The 19,330-nt window shown below is 73.3% G+C and carries 12 protein-coding genes; 6 read left to right on the forward strand and 6 right to left on the reverse strand.

Features of this window, described 5'->3' with window-relative positions; genetic code table 11:
- Positions 1-46: 46 nt before the first annotated feature.
- Both AIF0345_RS13290 and AIF0345_RS13295 read right to left on the reverse strand, forming a co-directional pair.
- Positions 47-1,012 (reverse strand): glycosyltransferase family 2 protein, encoded by a 966-nt coding sequence (locus AIF0345_RS13290; protein WP_285296414.1) that lies wholly within the window; start codon positions 1,010-1,012, stop codon positions 47-49.
- Positions 1,009-1,941, reverse strand: a complete 933-nt coding sequence (locus AIF0345_RS13295) for a glycosyltransferase family 2 protein (protein WP_404975939.1) — start codon at positions 1,939-1,941, stop codon at positions 1,009-1,011. The genes AIF0345_RS13290 and AIF0345_RS13295 overlap by 4 nt, the downstream gene beginning before the upstream one ends.
- Before the next feature lie 197 nt (positions 1,942-2,138).
- Here AIF0345_RS13295 and AIF0345_RS13300 point away from each other — a divergent pair, with 197 nt between their 5' ends.
- Positions 2,139-3,143, forward strand: a complete 1,005-nt coding sequence (locus AIF0345_RS13300; protein ID WP_285297947.1) for a glycosyltransferase family 2 protein — start codon at positions 2,139-2,141, stop codon at positions 3,141-3,143.
- Between the two features lie 80 nt (positions 3,144-3,223).
- Here AIF0345_RS13300 and AIF0345_RS13305 read toward each other — a convergent pair whose 3' ends face one another.
- Positions 3,224-5,710 carry an ICP22 family protein gene (locus tag AIF0345_RS13305; RefSeq protein WP_285296415.1) on the reverse strand — a complete coding sequence of 829 codons (2,487 nt, stop codon included), beginning with the start codon at positions 5,708-5,710 and terminating at the stop codon, positions 3,224-3,226.
- A gap of 214 nt (positions 5,711-5,924) precedes the next feature.
- Positions 5,925-6,566 (reverse strand): hypothetical protein, encoded by a 642-nt coding sequence (locus AIF0345_RS13310; RefSeq protein WP_268918063.1) that lies wholly within the window; start codon positions 6,564-6,566, stop codon positions 5,925-5,927.
- A gap of 107 nt (positions 6,567-6,673) precedes the next feature.
- Between AIF0345_RS13310 and AIF0345_RS13315 the strand changes: the two genes are divergently transcribed.
- Positions 6,674-7,840: a DUF1972 domain-containing protein gene (locus tag AIF0345_RS13315; RefSeq protein ID WP_268918062.1), complete on the forward strand. Its 1,167-nt coding sequence runs from the start codon at positions 6,674-6,676 to the stop codon at positions 7,838-7,840.
- Positions 7,837-8,994, forward strand: a complete 1,158-nt coding sequence (locus AIF0345_RS13320; protein WP_043562731.1) for a glycosyltransferase family 4 protein — start codon at positions 7,837-7,839, stop codon at positions 8,992-8,994. The genes AIF0345_RS13315 and AIF0345_RS13320 overlap by 4 nt, the downstream gene beginning before the upstream one ends.
- A gap of 51 nt (positions 8,995-9,045) precedes the next feature.
- Here the strand turns inward: AIF0345_RS13320 and AIF0345_RS13325 are convergent, their stop codons facing one another.
- Both AIF0345_RS13325 and AIF0345_RS13330 read right to left on the reverse strand, forming a co-directional pair.
- Entirely contained in the window at positions 9,046-9,792 is a 747-nt protein-coding gene (locus tag AIF0345_RS13325; protein WP_268918076.1) for a CDP-alcohol phosphatidyltransferase family protein, read from the reverse strand.
- Positions 9,792-11,252: an oligosaccharide flippase family protein gene (locus AIF0345_RS13330; RefSeq protein WP_043562728.1), complete on the reverse strand. Its 1,461-nt coding sequence runs from the start codon at positions 11,250-11,252 to the stop codon at positions 9,792-9,794. The genes AIF0345_RS13325 and AIF0345_RS13330 overlap by 1 nt, the downstream gene beginning before the upstream one ends.
- A gap of 210 nt (positions 11,253-11,462) precedes the next feature.
- Here AIF0345_RS13330 and AIF0345_RS13335 point away from each other — a divergent pair, with 210 nt between their 5' ends.
- From AIF0345_RS13335 to AIF0345_RS13345, 3 genes are read left to right on the forward strand one after another with little or no spacing between them, the layout of a single operon-like run.
- A complete protein-coding gene (locus AIF0345_RS13335; protein WP_311136090.1) occupies positions 11,463-12,929 on the forward strand; it encodes an exopolysaccharide biosynthesis polyprenyl glycosylphosphotransferase in 1,467 nt (488 codons plus the stop codon).
- Positions 12,929-13,372, forward strand: a complete 444-nt coding sequence (locus tag AIF0345_RS13340) for an adenylyltransferase/cytidyltransferase family protein (RefSeq protein WP_043562724.1) — start codon at positions 12,929-12,931, stop codon at positions 13,370-13,372. Before AIF0345_RS13335 ends, AIF0345_RS13340 begins: the two co-directional genes overlap by 1 nt.
- Positions 13,373-13,432: 60 nt before the next feature.
- The gene (locus AIF0345_RS13345) at positions 13,433-19,327 is read left to right on the forward strand and encodes an Ig-like domain-containing protein (RefSeq protein WP_404976014.1); all 5,895 of its coding nucleotides are present in this window, start codon (positions 13,433-13,435) and stop codon (positions 19,325-19,327) included.
- Positions 19,328-19,330 lie beyond the last annotated feature (3 nt).

The raw sequence follows: 19,330 nt of genomic DNA on the forward strand, positions 1-19,330 counted from the left end.
CGAGACCGGTTCGGCCGGCAGGCCCCGCGCAGCACGTGCCCCGGGCCTACTCCGGCCTGCCGTACTCCCGGTGCACCCCGCGCCCCACGGACGCGGCCGCCATCCCCCGCCCGCGGGCCACCAGACGCGCCCCGCGAGCCCGGTGCGCCACGGACCCGCCGACCAGACCGACGCCGACGCGCGCCGACCCGACCAGCATCCTCACCAGGCCGGCGCCCAAGGCCCTGGCACGCCCCGCAATGTGCGGCCCGGGACCCGCCAGGGCGAGCTCGACGCGCACCGCGGTCGCCGCGTGGGTGCGCTGACGCCGCAGGATCCACCCCCGGTCCAGGCGGGCGGCCGGTACGTGATCGCGCACGCGGGCGTCGTCGCACCACCGGATCAGCCCCCCGGCCGCCACGAGCCGACGGGTGAACAGCGTGTCCTCCCCGCCGGTGGCGCCGAAGGCCTCGTCGAAGCGCAGGCCGCGGTTCCGCACGAAGTCGAGGTCGAGCAGCAGGTTGTTGGTCGCGGCGACGGGCCGCACAGTGCCCGTCGGCCAGGTGCGCCGCTCGAAGAAGGCGCCCGCGCGCACCCAGGCGTCAGGGGCGCTCTCGTAGGCGGGCACGACGAGTCCGGCGACGGCGGCGGGCCCGGTATCCGCGAAGGTGGCCAGCAGCGCCGCGAGCCAGCCGGGCTCAGGCTCCTCGTCGTCGTCGATGAAGACCAGCAGCCTGCGGCCCGCGGCCTCGTCCAGGGCACGGTTGCGCACCGCGGCGACCCCGGGGCGCTCCTCGACGACGTAGCGCAGGCCCGCGCCGCCGGGCGCCGGCAGCGCGGTCACGGCCGCGCGCGCCGAGGACGCGGAGTCGTTGTCGATGACGAGCACCTCGACGACCCCGGGCGGCGCGCCCACGGCAACGGCCTGGGCCAGCGCGCCGCGCACGGCGCGCACCACGGCGCCGGGCCTGCGGTAGGTCGGGATGGCGATCGTCAGGCCCCCGGCCGGGAGGCCGCCCGCAGCGGCGCTCATGACGCCTCCCGCTTGCGGCTGTACTCCAGCACCCGCCCTCCGAAGGCGCCCACGACCATGCCCAGGCCCCCCCGGCACGACACCTCGCGGACGGCGCGGGCGGCCGCGTCCCCGCGTCCGCGGGCGACCGCGGCGCGCGCGCCGTCGAGTCCCGCCCGGGCCAGGCCCCTGGCGGCGTATCCGAGGCGCATGGGCAGGCGGGGGCCCGGGGCGGTGTCGATCCGCACGCGCGCCCACGAGGAGCCCGAGCGGAAGGAGCGCCGCAGCACCCAGGCGCGGGTGGCGCGCTCGGGCGGCACCCGCTTGTCGACGACGGCGCCGGTCGCGAAGCGGATGGTCTCCCCGGCCAGGGTCAGGCTGCGGGTGAACAGGGAGTCCTCGCCCCCGCTCAGCCCGTAGCGGGGGTCGAAGCGCAGACCCAGCCCGCGCACGACGGCCAGGTCCAGCAGCAGGTTGCCGGTGTCCGCGCTGGGCACGCGGGCGCCGTCGTCGGCCCGCCAGGAGTCGAAGGCGCCGCTGGCCGCGACCCACGCGTCCGGCGCCTCCTCGTAGACCGGCGGGGTGGGGCCGGTCACCGCCGCGCAGCCGTGCTCGCGCCAGGAGGCCACCAGGGCCCGCAGCCAGTCCTCGCGCGGCAGCTCGTCGTCGTCGATGAAGACCAGCAGGTCCTGGTCGCCGCACTCGCGCAGCGCCCGGTTGCGGCCGGCGACAATGCCGGGCACCGGCTCGTGAACGCACACGAGGCCCGGCCCCGCCCCGGCTGCGGCCCTCGCGGCCTCTGCGACGACGGCGGTCGCACCGGCCCGCGGGTCGTTGTCGACGACGAGGACGCGCGCGCCGACCTCCTGGCCGATCTGCTCGGCCTGAGCCAGCAGCAGCGGCAGGAGCTCGGCGAGGTAGGCGTTGCGCCGATACGTGAGAACTGCCACAGTCAGGCTCGGGCGCTCCGGCGCCTGACGCACCGGATGCGTGCCAGGCGCTCGATTGCGCGCGGCGTCGTCGCCTGTTGACTCTTCTCGAGCGTTCACCATGCTCTCCTCTCCGCTGCGTGAGCGGCCTCGACGGTACTATTCCAGGGCGCCGCGGCCCCGGCCACCTCAGGGGCCGCACCTGCAGGAAGGCCGCCATGGGCACCGATCACACGAGCACCACACCGACAGCGGGAGAGGAGACCTCCCGTCTGCTCGCCCGCACCGCCGTCATCGTCGTCGGCTACAACTCGTCCGAGCTCCTGAGGACCAACCTGGCCCGAGTCTGCCAGGACGTTCCCGAGGCCCGGTACGTGGTGGTGGACAACTTCTCGACCGCTGAGGCGCGCGAGTCGACGCTCGCCCTGGCGCGCAAGCACGGCTGGAGCGTCGAGACGCCCGAGACCAACACCGGGTTCGGCGGCGGCATCAACCTCGGAGTCGCGCGCGCCCGCGCCGACGGCGCCGAGATCCTCCTCCTGCTCAACCCCGACGCCGTCATCTCCAGGGAGAATCTCATCCGGCTCGTCAGCCGGGCGCAGGCCGAGCCGCTGACGCTGGTGGCCCCCGTGCTGACCAACTCCGAGGGGAGCGTCGTGGCGGACCGCACGGTGGTGTGCCTGGCCGACGGCTCCATGCGCTCGCCGCGCTCGACCAGGCCCATCCCGCCCGGCGGGACCCGGCCGTGGCTCAGCGGCGCCTGCCTGGCGCTGTCCGCGCGCCTGTTCGAGGCCGCCGGCGGCTTCGACGAGCGCTACTTCCTGTACTGGGAGGACGTGGACTTCTGCGCCCGCGTGCTCGACGTCGGCGGCGCCCTCATGCTCGTCCGGGACACGACGGCGGTCCACGACGAGGGCGGCACGCAGACCGACCCGACGGCCTCCGACCGGGGCCGCGCCAAGTCCGACCTCTACTACTACTACAACACCCGCAACCGCCTGCTCTACGCCGCTCTTCGGCTCGGCCGCGCCGAGCAGCGCCGCTGGGCGGCCACATCGGCGGCGGCGGCCCGGGAGATCGTGCTGCGCGGAGGGCGGCGCCAGCTGCTCAGCTCGCGCTCCTCGGTGCGTGCCGCGTGGGCCGGGACGCGCGACGGACTGCGGCTCCTGCGTCAGGTCCGCAAGGGCGAGCCGCCCGCCGAGGGCGTGCCGCTGACCCGCTGAGGACCCGTACGACGCCGGAGCGCGCCGGGAGCCCGAGGGGTTCCGGCGCGCTCCGACTCGCGTCATCGTGATGCGTCGCCTCAGTGCAGGCGGGTGACCTTCAGGGAGTCAACGCCGAGGTTGATCTGCCCCGAGCCGGCCGATGCCGACACGTAGGTCGACACTCCGACCGAACCGGGCGCGGCCAGGGCGGCCTCGTCGTCGGTCTTGTCCACCTGCCACTCGGCGGGCTCGGAGTCGCCGATCCAGGCGCGGGCGCGCACAGCGGTGGACTCGGCGCCGTCGAGGTCCAGACGCAGGTGGAGGGGCTGCCCGGCCGTGTACTTGCCGACCGCGGCCGTGCCGATCACCGTGCTGGTGTCGCCCACCTTCTTGCCCACGGTCATCGTCACAGTGCCGTCGGCGGCCACGCGGAACTCCGTCTGGTAGCGGCCCGCGTCCGTCTGGCGGCCGACGTAGGTGATGTAGGCGCCGTTACCGGCCGCCAGGCCGTCCAGGGACATGTCGACCTGCGCCTCCGTGGAGGTCGAGTTGACCACCGCGGAGTGGATCGCGGAGGAGGAGCGCGCGCCCTTCATGGCGACCAGGCCTTTGGAGTCCGCGGTGGAGAAGTTGCCCCGGCCCCAGTCGGCCGTCCAGTCGCCGCCCTTGTCGGCTGTGCCCCAGCCGCTGTCGGTGGTCCGGTCGAAGGAGTCCTCGAGGAAGGCCTCGCCCACGCCGACGTCGCCGCCGCCCGGGTCGGGCGCGGGCTCATCGCCGGGCTGCCCGGCGACCGTGACACTCACCCAGTCCGAAACGGTCGAGGCGCCCCACGGGTCCTCCACGGAGACGCGGTAGCGGTGCTCGGTGCCGGGCTTGACGGTGTCGGTGGCGGTGAGCTGGGGCAGGTCCCAGAAGCTCGCGGTGACCTTCTGGGTGGACACCGGCTTGGAGTTGGCGTTATCGCGGTAGACCTTGTAGGTCAGGGTGGTGTCGTCGCGGTCCCAGTTGGCCTGGAAGGACAGCGACACGACTCCGGACTCGGTCGAGCTCGCAGTCACCGGGTAGGCGCCGCCCTTGTTCTCCGGCCCCATCTTGTTGGGGGCGATCCCGCGGCGGGCGAAGCGCACCAGGCCCTGCTGCGCGGTGCCGTTGACGGCCGTGAACTCCCCGCCGTAGACGATGTAGTCCTTGTTGCCCTCAACGGTCCAGGTCGCCTGGCTCAGGCCGGTGAAGGTGCCCACGGTGAATTCCGGGTAGAAGTTGAGGTTCGTGGGGGCCGGCTGCCCCGCGTGGTCGGCGTACCCCCAGGCCGTGTTCGGCAGAACCGTGCCGGTGGCCTTGTTGGTGAAGGCGACGGCGTGGTGGTAGCTCCTGGCGTCGGGGAACCCGCTGATGTTGGAGCAGTCATGGGTGTGGCTGGAGGCGTAGACGACGTCGCCCATGGGCTGGACGTCATAGGTGTCGCCGTGGCAGTCCGCCAGGTAGGCCAGCTCGCCGCTGTTCCAGTCGGCGCGGAACAAGCCCTCGATATTGCCCTCCCTGCGCGACTGGGAGTAGCCCGAGCCGTACAGGCCCTGACTGTCGGCGCGCAGACTCATAATGGCCCCGTACGTGCCGGCGTTCCGCACGACCGAGGTGAGCGAGTTGGCGCGCACGGTGCCGTCGTTCTCCAGGATCGCCATGCCGTAGCCGGGGCTGGTGGAGCCGTTCACGGAGGTGAAGCTGCCCCCGATCGCCACGCCGTTGCCGTCAGGCGCGGCCGCGATCGCCAGGACGCTGCGGTCCGCGACCCCGGGAGCGAAGTCCTTGAGCGTGCGCGACCCCAGGTCGAAGGCGGCGGCGCGGTAGCGGCTGGAGGAGTTGACCTGGCTGAAGCCGCCGCCGAAGTAAAGGGTCTTGCCGTCGGAGGAGACCTCCACGGCCCTGACCGCGGCATTGGTCGCCACGCCCAGCTGCTGGCGGGAGCCGTCAGCGGCCGAGACCGCGCCCACGCGGTAGGTGTTGACGCCGTCGAGCTGGGTGAAGGCGCCCCCGAGGTACAGGGTGGAGCCGTCCGCGGAAGGCGTGATGGAGTACACAGGAGCGTTGGTCGTCGGGGCCCAGCCCAGCAGCTCGCCGGTGGTGATGTCGTAGGCCATGAGGTTGGCCCGGGACTGCTCGTTCTCACCGGCGGCCGAGCCCGCGGGACGCGCGGTGGAGAAGCTCCCGGCGACGTAGACGGTGTTGCCGACCACCGCCTGGTCCCACACCACGCCGTTGCCGATCTGGGCGGTGGGCAGGGCGTCGGCGGAGACGGTCTGCGAATCGGCCGCCGCCTGCTCATCGCCGGGTGCGGCCGGATCCGCGGGGTCCTGGTCGCCCTTGTCGACGGGCTGGGCCGGATCCGCCGGGTCCTGCCCGTCGCCCGGCTGGGCCGGGTCCTGCTTGTCCCCGTCGACGGGCTGAGCCGGATCCGCGGGGTCCTGCTTGTCGACGGGCTGGGCCGGGTCGACGGCGCCCTGCTGATCGGCCGGCGGACTCATCGAGTCGTCGGCACGGGCACCTGCCGCCGGCAGCACGCCGGCGGCCAGGAGAAGGGAACTCAAGATGAACGCTGGTAACGAGATACGCAAGTGACGACGCACGAGGCGGGCTCCGTCCGTACTATCGACGCCCCCCCGGGGTCAGGAAGGCGTCTCGGTGATGTGGGAAGTGTCGCCCCCGCCAGGCAGAAAGGAGCGACACGGGAATGAGGAAACGTTACCCCATTGGGACGCGAGTGGGGAACCCGCGGGGAGCGGCGCGCCGCGCCCACGGGCGTCAGGACGTCGGAGCCTCCCCCTGGAAGACGGCCGCGCGCGACTGGGAGCCCGAGTCGACAACGATGCTGATGGAGCCGCGCTCCTCAACGGGAACGACGAATCCGTACTCGATGGTCGCGGCCTGCCCGGGCGCCAGGGAGGCCGGGACCGCGTCGGACGCGCTCTCGGACGCGAGAGCGGGCACGTTCTCGGAACCATATGTGACATTAACCACAAGTCCGCTCAGGGATATCTCCGAGTCCGTGGAGTTCCCCACGGTGACCGAGACGACAATGCCCGCGCCACCGACCTCACCGGGAGCGGCCGCGATATCGGCCGCCCTGATCCCGGCGATCTGCACGTTCAGGCCGTCATCGAGCGCCGCGGCCTGGCTCAGGTCCTGGGGCGGGAGCTCGTCGGAGCTCAGGTCGCCGGAGTCCACCGCGGCCGCGGACTCCGCCGTCGTCGGCACGGGCGTCGTGTCGACGGTCGGCACGGTGGTCGGCTCGGGAGTGCCCACGACGGGGTCGTCCGTGGCGGTCTCGGCGGAGGCGCTGGCCCCGGTCGAGGAGGGGTCGGAGTGGGAGCAGCCGGCGAGCGCGGCGGCCGGGACGACGATGGGGACGAGGAGAAGGGCGGCGATGCGTAAGGGTCTGATCATCCGCGTAGAATAAGCACTTTCCGCATTGCGCGCACCGTAGCGCCGGTGCGCGATAGCCTTTCCGCATCATCCCGTACCATCCCGCCCCCACCCCACGAAAGGTCACCGTGACCGTTTTCACCCCCCAGAGCCTGAGAATCGCCATGATCGGGACGCGCGGCGTGCCCGCGCGCTACGGCGGCTTCGAGACCGCGATCGAAGAGGTCGGCCGGCGCCTGGCCGGCCGGGGCCACCGCGTGCTGGTCTACTCCCGCAACCCCGACGCCGACGCGCCCCTGCCGCCCCTCTACAGGGGCATGCGCGTGGTCGAGCTGCCCGCCATGCGGCGCCGTAGCCTGGAGACCCTCTCCCACACCGGGGTCTCGATCGCGCACCTGCTGCGGCGGGTCCACCCCGATGTCGCCTTCGTCTTCAACGCCGCCAACTCGCTCTTCCTGCCGGCGCTGCGCGCCGCCCGGATCCCCGTGGCCACCCACGTGGACGGCCTGGAGTGGAAGCGCGGCAAGTGGGGCCCGGCCGGACAGCGCTACTACCGCGCCGCGGAGGCCGCCGCCGTGCGCTTCTCCGACGCCCTGATCGCCGACGCCCAGGGCATCGCCGACTACTACGCCCAGGAGTTCTCCGCGCCCACCGAGCTCATCTCCTACGGGGCCCCGCAGGTGCCCACCCGCACCGACCGGCTGGCCGAGCTGAGCCTGGAGGCGGGCGGGTACCACCTGGTGGTGGCGCGTTTCGAGATCGAGAACCACGTCGACGTCGTCGTCGACGGCTACACCCGCTCCTCGGCCCGCCGTCCGCTCGTCGTCGTCGGCTCCGCCCCCTACTCCGACGAGTACACCCGCCGGATCGAGTCGCTGGCCGATGCGCGCGTGCGGCTCCTGGGCGGCGTGTGGGACCAGCAGCTGCTCGACCAGCTCTACACCGGCGCGCTCATCTACCACCACGGCCACTCCGTGGGCGGCACCAACCCGTCCCTGCTGCGGGCCATCGGCGCCGGGACCGCCGTCGACGCCTTCGACGTCTCCTTCAACCGGGAGGTCCTGGGCGAGGCGGGCCGCTACTGGTCCGACGCCGACGACGTCGCCGGGCTGGTCGACTCCGCCGAGGCCGACCCCGCCGCCCAGCTTGAGCGCGGCGCCCGGTCCCTGGAGCGCGCCCGGCTCTACGACTGGGACGAGGTGGCGGACCGCTACGAGGCGCTGGCCCGGCGCCTGGCCGTCCAGGGCCCCTCCCACCACCGTCCCAGCGGCAGGCGCGCGGGGGTGAGCGGATGAGCACCATCCTGGTCGCCCACCCCTCGCCCGACCTCTACGGCTCCGACCGCCAGCTGCTGGAGACGATCCGGGCCCTGACCGACGCGGGCCACCGGGTCAACGTCGCCCTGCCCGACGACGGGCCGCTCCTGCCCGAGCTCACGGCCCTCGGCGCGCGGGTGGCGGTCGTGCCCTTCACCGTGCTGCGCAAGTCCCTGCTGAGCCCGCGGGGGCTGGCCGGGCTGGCGGCGCACTCCGCCTCCGAGGTCGCCCGGCTGCGGGCCCTGATCAGGGCCGACCGTGCCGACCTGCTCCTGGTCAACACCGTGACCCTGCCATGGTGGGCCCCGGCCGGCCGCGCCGCCGGGGTGCCGGTCCTGGCGCACGTCCACGAGGCCGAGGACAGCCAGAACCTGCTGGTGCGCGCCGGGCTCAACGCCCCGCTGCTGGCCGCCTCCCGGGTGGTGGTCAACTCGCAGGCGGCGCGCGACACGCTCGTGCGCGCCCAGCCGCTGCTGGCGCGGCGCACCCGGGTGGTCCACAACGGCGTCCCCGCGCCGGAGGCGCCCCCGCCCCCGCTGCGCGAGCGCCTCCCGCAGGCGACCTTCCGCATCGCCATGGTCGCCAGGCTCTCCCCGCGCAAGGGCGTCGATGTCGCCCTGGACGCCCTGGGGCACCTGCGCGACGACGGGCTCAACGCCTCCCTGCGGGTGTGCGGGTCGGTGTTCCCCGGCTACGAGTGGTACGAGGAGGAGCTGCGCGAGCGGGCGGCGCGCCCCGACCTGGCGGGCCATGTCGAGCTGCTCGGCTACGTGCATCCGACGTGGCCGGTGCTCTACGGGGCCGACGCCGTCGTCGTGCCCTCGCGGGTCGAGCCCTTCGGCAACACGGCGGTCGAGGCCATGCACGCCGCGCGGCCCCTGGTGGCGTCCCGGGTGCAGGGGCTGGCCGAGGTCGTCGCCGACGGTGTCACCGGGCTGCTGGTCGCGCCCGGCTCGCCGCGCGCGCTCGCCGACGCGCTGCTCAGCCTGGCGGCCGACCCCGAGCGCGCCCGCGTCCTGGCGCGGAACGCGAGGCAGGAGGCCGCTGAGCGCTTCGGCGTCGAGCGCTACCGGGCGACCATGGCCCGGATCGTGGAGGACCTGCTGGCCCAGGGCGCGGACGCGCCAGCCTGAGGGCGCGGAGCCGGACCGATCACGGCGAAAGCGGGCGAAGGGGCGGGCGGGTCAGGTGCCGCGGCGCAGCTCGAGGTACCACCTGGGCAGGGCCAGGGCGACGTAGAGCGCGTAGCCGACCAGCATGAGGCCGTACACCCACACGAAGACCACGGGCGCGAAGCGCAGCATGAGCACGAAGCACATGAGCCCGTAGTCGGTCGGCGCCGAGAGCACCGCCTTGGCGAACCCCGGCCTGCCCTCGTTCTTCGCCAGCGGCGTGCCCCCGTGGTAGCGCAGCTGGTAGGTGAGGATGTAGCTGAAGAAGTGGATGTTCTGCACCGCCCCGAAGGCCAGCGGCACGAGCAGCACGGCCGGCCCTGCGAGGCCGTCCAGGCTGAAGCGGAACAGGCTGATCGCGATCGCCGCGTGGATCGTGGACAGCTTGATGACGTCGGCCACATGGTCGAGCCACTCCCCCGCCCGGGAGCCGCCGTGCCGCAGGCGCGCGAGCTGGCCGTCGGCGGAGTCGAGGGCGTAGCCCAGCATGAGCAGCAGGGAGGTGAGCACCGCGGCCGCCGCCGAGGGCCTCCAGACGGCGATCAGCACGATGCCGAGGTAGGTGCAGCAGGCCGACAGCGCCGTCACCTGGTCGGGCGTCAGGCCCACGCGGTGGGCGACGGCGGCGAGCACGCGCCCCGCCGGGCGGTTGATGACGCGCGAGTAGAGCGGGGCGCCCGCGTTGGACTTCTGCGCCGCCGACAGGGCGCGGATGGACTCCGAGACGCGGGGGCGGGCGGCGGGCGTGGTCGAGGGCATCATCTCTCCGGTCGAGTCGGGACGGACGGGTCGGGGTCTTCGGCGGGCGAGGCGTCGGAGGGCGCCAGGCGACTCTCGGAGGCCGCCGCCCCGGGATCGTACCCGTCGGACGCTGCCCCGGCGTCGTCGCGGGCGTCCCGGGCGCGTCGGCGGCGCAGGTCGCCCGACACCCACAGGGCGTAGGGCACGAGCTGGCACACGATCAACGCGATGACCGAGCCGGCGATCGGGCCGGCCGCCCCCAGGGGCGTGATGAGCACCCAGGACAGCGCCAGGTTCATGGGCACCAGGATGATGACCGGAACCATCTGGGCGCGCAGCCCTCGCGGGTCGGTCATGTACATGCCCAGCGGCTGCTTGGCGGCCTCGACGACGACGTTGGCGACATTGGCCACCAGCAGCGGCAGCGGCAGCACGATCTTCCCGCTGGACAGGACGTGGGCGGCCCACGGCGCCACCAGGGCCATGGCCAGGCCCAGCCCTCCCCCCAACGCGGCGAAGGTGGCCGCCGCGCCGAAGGGGGACTCCACCCGCCCGTCGGCGCGCGCCTTGGCGAAGTGCGGCCACATGGCCACGCCCGTGACCGCGACCGTCTGCGTGAGCAGGTTGAACAGCTGCGCGGCGAGGTTGTACTGGGCCAGCGGCTGGTCGCCCCCCAGGTGGGACAGAAGCAGGCGGTCGGTCTGGAAGGCGATGGGGATGATGAGGGACTGGACCAGGGAGGGGCCGGCGGTGTCCACGATCCTCACCCCGCGCACCCGGCGCAGCCGGGGCACGTCCCGCAGCGCGTCGGCCAGCAGGGGCCGGGTGGCCCGCCAGGCCACGACGACGCAGATGCCCGACACGAGCGTGTTGGCCACGTACGACATGACCGAGACCGCATTGCCCGCATCGAAGCGGGTGACGATGGCGACCAGCAGCATGCAGGTCAGGGCCGGGGAGACGACGCCCTGGCTCAGGACCTGGGTGGTCGAGCGCCCCATCCCCACGACGACCCGCTGCCCCAGGCTCAGCGGCAGGGCCGCGGCGTACACCACCAGGCACAGCGTGACGGTGCTCCCGCCCCCCTCCATCAGCTTGGCCCCCAGGAGGGTCGGCCACAGGCCCAACAGACCGAGCACGACGCCGGTGGTGGCGATGACCAGCGCGGAGCACAGGAGCACGCGCAGCGCCGTCGTCAGGGTCCGCCGCACGACCGCATCGTGAGGAAGATCGCTCGATCCGGCCACTGCGTTGAGAATCACTGCCCCGATGCCCAGGTCGGTGAAGGGCATGAGGTTGGGGAAGGTGGCCAGGAGCCCGTACTGGGCGTAGGCGTCGGTACCGAAGTGGCTGATGATGAGCCGGGTGTTGATCAGTCCGAAGACCCCGGCCACGCCCATGACGACGACCTTTGCCAGGGCCGTGCGGCGTATCGGCGCCCAGACGCTCCCCGAGGGTGCCGAACGGGTCGAAGTCATGGGAAGATCTCCTCACCAAAAGCTGGTCAAAAGTGGATAATGGAGGGTGTGCGCGGGGTGACTCCCCTCACGCACGTTCCCCCAGGGGTCGCGGTCACGGTAACATCATCAGACAACTCTTCAGCCGATCACCCCTGACGGCCCCTACGAGACATACAACATTCAAAGATATCTACCCCATCCCGGATCTAGCGCCCTCACGGAGAAGCCTTGCAGCCCACTATCCCGCTCCAGTCCCCACAGCGTTCCGCCTCGAGGCGCTCGCTGCGGGCGGGCACACGCGGGTACCTTCCCCCGCTGGACTCGCCCGGCTTCACATCCTGGCCGGTCATGCGTCGCGACCTGCTCACCTGGCTCCTGCTGGGAGACGTCGCCGCCATCATCACGCCCGCCCTGGCGCGCGCCCTGGTCAACCCGGTCGGCGCGCTCATGACGGCCGCCACCGGCGTCGTCATGATGGTGCTGGCCTGGTCCCTCGGGGCGATGCGGGTCGACGTCGTCGACCAGGCCCGCTCCGGCTGGGGCCGTCTGGTGACCGCGACCGCGGTGGTCGCGCCGGTCGCCGTCCTCGCCGCCCAGGCCCTGATGCCCGCCTCCTCGATCATCACCGTCCTGGTCCTGCTCGTCGCCCAGGCGATGCTGGCCATTGTCAACCGGAGCATTGAGAGCGCCTGGCTGCGCCGCTGCCGCATGGACGGCCACGGCCTGCGGCGCACGCTCATCGTCATGGGCACGGGCGCCGAGGTGATCCTGCGCCAGCTGCACCGCCACCCGGGCGACGGCTTCCTGGTCGTCGGCTACCTGTCGGCCACCACCAGCCGCTCGCCGTCGGCCGCCCCCCTGGGCGACGCCGACTCGATCCGGCACACGGTCCACTCCGAGCACATCGACGTCGTCATGACGCTGGGCGGTGTGACCCCGGACTCGCTGGTGTCCATCATGCGGGCCCTGGAGGCGACCTCCGCCCGCCTCGTGGTCGCCCCCGGCCTCCAGGACGTCGTCCCCGGGCGCATGCGCGGCCTGCCGGTCACCCACGGCTGGAGCGGGCTCATCGACGTGCGCCTGCGCCGGGTGCGGCTGGTGACCAAGGACATCGCCGACCGCGCGGCCGCGTGCCTGCTCCTCGTCATCGCCGGCCCGATCCTCCTGGCCGCCGCCGCGGCGGTCCGCCTGGACTCCCCCGGCCCCGCCTTCTACACCCAGGTCCGCGTGGGCGAGCGCGGCCGCCACTTCACCATGTTCAAGCTCCGCTCGATGTACATCGACGCGGACGCGCGCCGTGCGGCCGTCGTCGCCGCGGGCGGGGACGCCGGCAACAAGGTGCTCTTCAAGGATCGTCAGGACCCGCGTATCACGCGAGTCGGCCGTGTGCTGCGCCGCACCTCCCTGGACGAGCTCCCCCAGCTCCTCAACGTGGTGCGCGGGGACATGAGCCTGGTCGGCCCCCGGCCGGCGCTGCCCCAGGAGGTCGCCGAGTACGACGCCGAGGCCCGCCGTCGCCTCCTGGTCAAGCCCGGTCTGACCGGCCTGTGGCAGGTCTCGGGCCGCTCGGACCTGTCGTGGGACTCCACTGTCGCCCTGGACCGGCACTACGTGGAGAACCGCGGTGCGCAGCTGGACGTGGAGATCCTCGCCAGCACTCTGAAAGCCGTCGTCGGGGGACGGGGAGCCTACTGATGCTCACCGGCTACGTACCCGGTGGCTTCGATATGCTCCACATCGGGCATCTCAACATCCTCAACTCCGCAGCCGCCCGGTGCGACCGCCTCATTGTGGGCGTCGCCACCGACGACTCCCTGGAGCGCATGAAGGGCCGCCCGCCCATCGTGCCCCACACCGAGCGCATGGCGCTGGTGGGCGCCCTGCGGATGGTCGACGCCGTCGTGCCGGACCTGGACCAGGACAAGCGCCTGGCCTGGCGGCGCTGCCCCTTCGACGTCCTGTTCAAGGGCACCGACTGGAGGGGAACCGAAAAGGGCCGTGCCCTTGAGGCGCAGATCGAGGAGGTGGGCGCCCGGGTGGTCTACCTGCCCTACACCCCCACCACGTCCTCGACCATGCTGCGCCGCGTGCTCGCTCAGGAGGTTGCTGCGCGCACCCCCGTGCCGGACAGGCGGTGAGCGCCCGTGCGCCTCGCCCTCCCGCAACGCCTCCGCACCCGCCGCCTGACGCGCCGTCAGATGTCCGCCGTGCTCGCCGCGCTGGCCCTCGCCGCGCTGGCGGCCGCGGCCTGGCTGCACAAGGGCGCCTCGCAGGCCGACGTCGAGCTCAACGACGGCGGGGTGTGGGTCACCAGCACCACCCAGCACCTCGTGGCGCGGCTGAACTACCCCTCCCGCCAGGTTGACGGCGCCATCCGCACCGCCTCGGACAGCTTCGACGTCACCCAGAGCGCCGACAGCGTCCTGGTCCCCGACACGGCCGCCTCCACCGTCTCCACGGTGGACCCCACCACCGTCTCGCTGTCCACGGGGGCGCCGCTGACCAGCGGGGTCACCATCTCCCAGGGCGCGAACCGGGTCATCTCCGTCAACTCCGCCGAGGGCACCGTGCGCGCGACCACGGTCACCGCCGTCGGCTCCCTGTCCGCGGCCCCGGCGCTGATCGAGGGCGAGCCCGAGGTCGTGGCGGTCGCCGGCACCGACGGCTCGGTCCACGCGGTGTCCCCCAAGACCGGCACGGTCACGACCGTCCCGGTGCTTTCCTCCGGGTGGGACAGGCCCAGGACCGAGGCGGCCTCGCTCACGGCCGGCACGGACGTGGCGGTGACCGCCGTCGGCACGCGGACCGTCGTGCTGGAGCGCGGCACGGGCGTGCTCCACCTGCCCGGCGGCAAGACCCTCGACCTGGGCGAGGCGGGCCTGACCCTCCAGCAGCCGGGGCCCGACTCCGACACCGTCCTGGTGGCCTCCCGCACCGCGCTGCTGAGCGTGAGCATGGACGGCTCGGGGTCCACGACCCTGCCCGCCTCCGACGAGGGCGAGCCGCCCGTGGGCGTGGCCGCCGCGCCGGTGCGCCTGGGCGAGTGCGCGTACGCCGCCTGGTCCGGGTCGGGCCAGTTCGTGCGCCAGTGCTCGGGGCAGGCCGAGACCCGCCACGACGAGAAGCTCGCCTCCTCCACCACGCCCGTCTTCCGCGTCAACCGGGACGCCATCGTCCTCAACGACCTCGTCGAGGGCACCGTGTGGCTCCCCGACGAGGAGCTCGTCCTGGTCGAGAACTGGACCGACATCACCTCCCAGACCGACGAGGACGCCACCAACAAGGACGACTCGGCCCAGACCAGCGAGTCCCAGTCCCTGCCCGAGCGCACCGAGGAGAACCACCCGCCCGAGGCCGTGGACGACTCCTTCGGCGTGCGCCCGGGCCGCTCCACCATCCTGCCGGTGCTGGCCAACGACACCGACCAGGACGGCGACGTGCTCACCGCGGTCCCCGGCGAGGGGGCCGCGGGCGGCACGGTCTCCCAGGCGCAGGACGGCCTCGCGCTGCGGCTGAACACGGCCGAGGACGCCTCCGGCACCATCACCATCCCCTACACGGCCGACGACGGGCGGGGCCTGTCCGACTCGGCCGTGGCCACCGTCGAGGTGCACCCCTGGGACGTCAACGGCGCCCCCGAGCAGACCACCACCCCGAAGATCGTGGTCTCGGGCACCGCCTCGGCCTCCGCCAGCGTGCTGGGCACCTGGCGGGACCCCGACGGCGACACCCTCTACCTGGTCTCCGCCCAGGGCGAGGGCCTGGACGTGCGCACCACGAACGAGGGCACGGTCACCGTGCGCGACCTGACGGGCACCCCGGGCACCCGCCCGCTGACCGTCGTCGTCTCCGACGGCCGCGAGACGACCTCGGGCACGGTGGACGTGGACGTGCAGTCCGCCGACTCGGCGGTGCCGATCGCCAACGCGGACCACGTCCACGTCGTCGCCGGCTCCCAGGCGGTCTTCTCCCCCCTGGACAACGACTCCTCCCCCACCGGGGACCCGCTGAGCCTGGCCGGCCTGGAGGAGCCCCCCACCGGCACCACCGCCGAGATCAACCGCCAGGCGGGCACCGTCACCTTCAAGGCGGAGGCGGCGGGGACCTACTACCTCACCTACGACGTCTCGGCCGGGGCGGCGGTGGCCAAGGGCGTGGTGCGCGTCGATGTGGCGCCCGCCTCCGACTCCGCGGTGCCGCCCGTGCCCGAGAACGACACGGCGCTGCTGCGCGAGGGCGGCGCGGTCACGATCGCCCCACTGAGCAACGACTTCGACCCCTCCGGGGGGATCCTCGTGCTCCAGTCGGCCTCGGCGCCCCCGGACTCGGGGGTGACGGTCACGGTGGTCAACCACTCGCTGCTGCAGATCACCGCGGCGGGCGCCGTGCCCGAGCAGGTGGACCTGGAGTACACGGTGTCCAACGGCGCCTCGACGGCGACCGGGCACGTGACGGTCGTGCCCATCACCTCCAGCGAGGCGCAGGTCCCGGTCACCGCCTCGGACACCGCGGTGGTGCGGGTGGGCGACGTCGTCACCGTCCCGGTGCTCGACAACGACACCTCGCCGTCGGGGCTGGCACTGACACTGACCGACCGGCTCGGCACTGTGGGGGACTCGCTGGGCACCGCCTGGGTCTCCGAGGACTCGGTGCGCATGAAGGCCGGCGACCTCCCGGGACGCACCACCCTGACCTACACGGCCACCGACACGCTGGGCCAGACCGCCACCGGCCAGCTCGACATCGAGGTGCGCGACCGCGACGACGCCTCCAACACCGCCCCCAGCCCGCAGAACCTGGAGGCGAGCACGGTGGCGGGCGAGCCCGTCGACATCACCGTGCCGCTGGACAATATCGACGCCGACGGCGACTCGGTCAGCCTGGTGGGCCTCAACCAGCCGCCCACCGGCGGCACCGTCCAGGTCGACAGCTCCCGGCTGACCTACACGCCCACCGACGGCACGACGGGCACGGACACCTTCACCTACACCGTCCAGGACCGCTTCGGCGCCCAGGCGAGCGCCACGGTGCGCGTCGGCGTGGCGCCGACCTCGGCGACCAACACGGCGCCGGTGGCCACCGACGACACGGTGGTGGCCAAGCCCGGGCGCACGGTGGCTGTGGACGTGCTCACCAACGACCTGGACGCCGACGGCGACAACCTCGTCCTGGAGGGCACGCCCACCCCCGACGACGACGCCCTGGGCGTATCCGTGCGCTCCAACCGGGTAGTGCTCAACCTGCCCGCCACCGAGGGCGTGCGCACGGTGCACTACACCGTCTCCGACTCCCGCGGCGGCACCGACGTGGGCACCCTGACGGTGCAGGTGGACGCCGACGCGCCCGCGGCCAACCCGGTGGGCGTGGACGACTACGTCACCGTGGACAAGGTCGACGCCGACGGCACGGTGGTCGTGCCGGTCCTGGACAACGACTCCGACGCCGACGGCTCCCCCTGGGACCTGACCCTGACCACCGACGACCCGACCGCCCAGGTGACCGACAGCCAGGCCATCCAGGTGACCGTCGGCGAGGAGCGGCGCTTCGTGCTCTACACGATCACCGACGTCGACGGTCTGACGGGCAGGGCCGTGGTGGTCGTGCCCGCCCGCTCCGAGCTGCGGCCGCGCCTGAACTCCACGACGGTGCCGGTGCGCATCCCCGCGGGCCGCACCACGGAGGTCAGCCTGTCCACCTACATCATGTCCCGCGCCGGCACCTCGCTGACGATCACGGACTCCTCGACCCTGCGCACCGGCAACGGCCTGGACTCGGCCACGGCCGGCGGGGGCGGCACCGTGTCCCTCACGCCGACGGCGGGCTTCCTCGGGCAGACCTCGGTGACCATGACGGTGGCCGACGGCACCGGGGAGGACGCCCTGAGCTCGCCCCTGACGCTGCCGGTGCTCGTGGAGTCCACGACGAACACGGCCCCCGTGCTCACCCCCACGCAGATCGTGGTGGCCCCCGGCGAGGGCGCCACCAACGCGGACCTGGCCGCCATGACCAAGGACCCCGACGGCGACAGCCTCTCCTTCACCGCCGGCTCGGCGCCCAGCGGCTTCGAGGTGAGCCTGTCCGGCTCGACGCTGTCGGTCAGCGCGGCCGAGGGCGCCGCCGTCGGCACCACCGGGGACGTGACCGTCACCGTGAACGACGGGGCGAATCCGGGGGTGAGCGCCGAGCTGCCGCTGAAGGTGGTCGACTCCACCAAGCCTCTCATGACGGCGGCGCCGGCGACGCTGGCCTCGGACGGCTCGCCGGTGACCGTGGACGTGGCCTCCCTGGTGACCAACCCCTTCCCCGGCAAGCCGATCACACTGGCGGACGCGCCGGCGGTCACCTCCGGGCAGGGCAGCGTGTCGGCGTCGGGCACGACGCTGACCATCAGCCCCGCCTCCGGCTTCACCGGGCGCCTGGTGGTGGGCTACCGGGCGCTGGACGCCACCGGCGCCGCGTCGCGCGGCGTCAGCGGGACGGTGACCGTGACGGTCTCGGGCGTCCCGGCCCCTCCGGTCGGGGTGAGCGCGGAGCCCCGCGGCTCCTCCGCCATGACGGTGACCTGGACGCCCGGGTCGGACCACGGTTCGACCATCACCTCCTACACGCTCACCGAGGTCGGCGGCGCCGGCACCTGGCAGTGCACGGGCTCGCCCTGCGAGGCCTCCGGCCTGCAGACGGGCGGCACCTACTCCTTCCGAGTGGTGGCCACCAACGCCGCCGGCTCCTCGGAGCCCTCGGCCGCCTCGACGCCCAAGGTCCTGTCGGTCACCCCTCCGCGGCCCTCGGGCGTCACCCTCACCGGGGGCCAGGGCGAGGTCACCGCCTCCTGGTCGCCCGTCAACGCCGAGGGCTGGGGCGTCACCTACGAGGTGCAGCTCGACGACGGCCAGCGGCAGGCGACCAGCGGCACCTCGGTCACCTTCTACGTGGGCTCCGGCAGCTATGTGGCCAAGGTCCGCGCCGTCGTGGCCGGCAGCGGCACCTCGGAGTGGACGACGTCGAACGCCGCCGGCCCGTGGAGCGCTCCGGGCAAGCCCTCGGTGCAGCAGGCGGCCGGCGGGGTCAGCGTCTCCTGGAGCTCGGCCGGCGCGGGCGCGCGCGTCTCCTACACCGTCAACGTCCGGGGCGACGCCTCGACCTCGATCGACGCGGGCACCGGCACCAGCGCCTTCGTCCCGCTGTCGCCGGGCAACTACACCATCAGCATCACCGCCTCCCACGGCGGCAGCTCCGCGGAGTCGCCGTCCACGGACTTCAAGGTCACGGGCTCCCCGAACCCGCCGTCCTCACCGGTCATCGCGGCCAGCGGGGCCTCTGGCGCCCTCGACGTCGTCACCCCCGCCTACGCGAGCGCGGGCAACGGCTGGTCCGCCGGCGAGCTCCGCGTGGAGTACTCCATCGACGGCGGCGCCAGCTGGACCGGGGGCACGCACTTCACCGGCCTGTGGAACGGCCGGGGCTACACCATCACCGCCCGCGTCGTCGCCTCCGACGGCTCGGTCTCCTCATCGACGACGGGCAACACGGCCAGGCCCTACGGGCCGCCCGGGGCCCCGACGGTGTCCTGCGCGCCGTCCGGGGCCTCCGTGCGCTGCACCTTCACGCCCGGGGACACCGGCGGGCAGGCCGTCACCTATGAGCAGGCGACGTCCTCCGACGGTGCCGGGGCCGGGCCCGTCTCGGAGGGCTATGTCAAGGTGCTCGACCCCGGCGCCGGGAGGACGGCGACCTGGTGCGTGCGCGCCTCCAACGGCGCCGGCACCACCGCCTGGTCATGCGACTCGGCGACCGCGGGCGGGGCGTCGAGGTCCTTCTACATCACCACGGACACGCCGGAGGCTCAGTGCACCCAGCAGGACCTGGACGAGACCGGCTTCCGCCGCAACTTCTGCTGGAAGATCGTCGTGGACGTGTCGGGATTCAAGCCGAACAGCTCCGTGTCGTGCAGCTACGACTACCAGGACCGCGCTGACGGTCAGATCAGGCCCTACACGGGCAGCGTCACCGTGGACTCCTCGGGCGGGGGGCGCAAGGTCTTCCCGCACCGCAGCCCGACCTCCGACCTCCAGGTCACCTGCACCCAGCAGTAGGCT

Source organism: Actinomyces israelii, from assembly GCF_030253495.1.
In the GTDB taxonomy this organism is placed as follows: Bacteria; Actinomycetota; Actinomycetes; order Actinomycetales; family Actinomycetaceae; genus Actinomyces; species Actinomyces israelii.

Excerpts from the sequence above, each read along its gene's own strand:
- AIF0345_RS13290 (WP_285296414.1), bottom strand. The coding sequence starts at position 1,012 with ATGAGCGCCGCTGCGGGCGGCCTCCCGGCCGGGGGCCTGACGATCGCC.
- AIF0345_RS13300 (WP_285297947.1), top strand. The coding sequence starts at position 2,139 with ATGGGCACCGATCACACGAGCACCACACCGACAGCGGGAGAGGAGACC.
- AIF0345_RS13310 (WP_268918063.1), bottom strand. The coding sequence starts at position 6,566 with ATGATCAGACCCTTACGCATCGCCGCCCTTCTCCTCGTCCCCATCGTC.
- AIF0345_RS13320 (WP_043562731.1), top strand. The coding sequence starts at position 7,837 with ATGAGCACCATCCTGGTCGCCCACCCCTCGCCCGACCTCTACGGCTCC.
- AIF0345_RS13325 (WP_268918076.1), bottom strand. The coding sequence starts at position 9,792 with ATGCCCTCGACCACGCCCGCCGCCCGCCCCCGCGTCTCGGAGTCCATC.
- AIF0345_RS13330 (WP_043562728.1), bottom strand. The coding sequence starts at position 11,252 with ATGACTTCGACCCGTTCGGCACCCTCGGGGAGCGTCTGGGCGCCGATA.
- AIF0345_RS13340 (WP_043562724.1), top strand. The coding sequence starts at position 12,929 with ATGCTCACCGGCTACGTACCCGGTGGCTTCGATATGCTCCACATCGGG.
- AIF0345_RS13345 (WP_404976014.1), top strand. The coding sequence starts at position 13,433 with ATGTCCGCCGTGCTCGCCGCGCTGGCCCTCGCCGCGCTGGCGGCCGCG.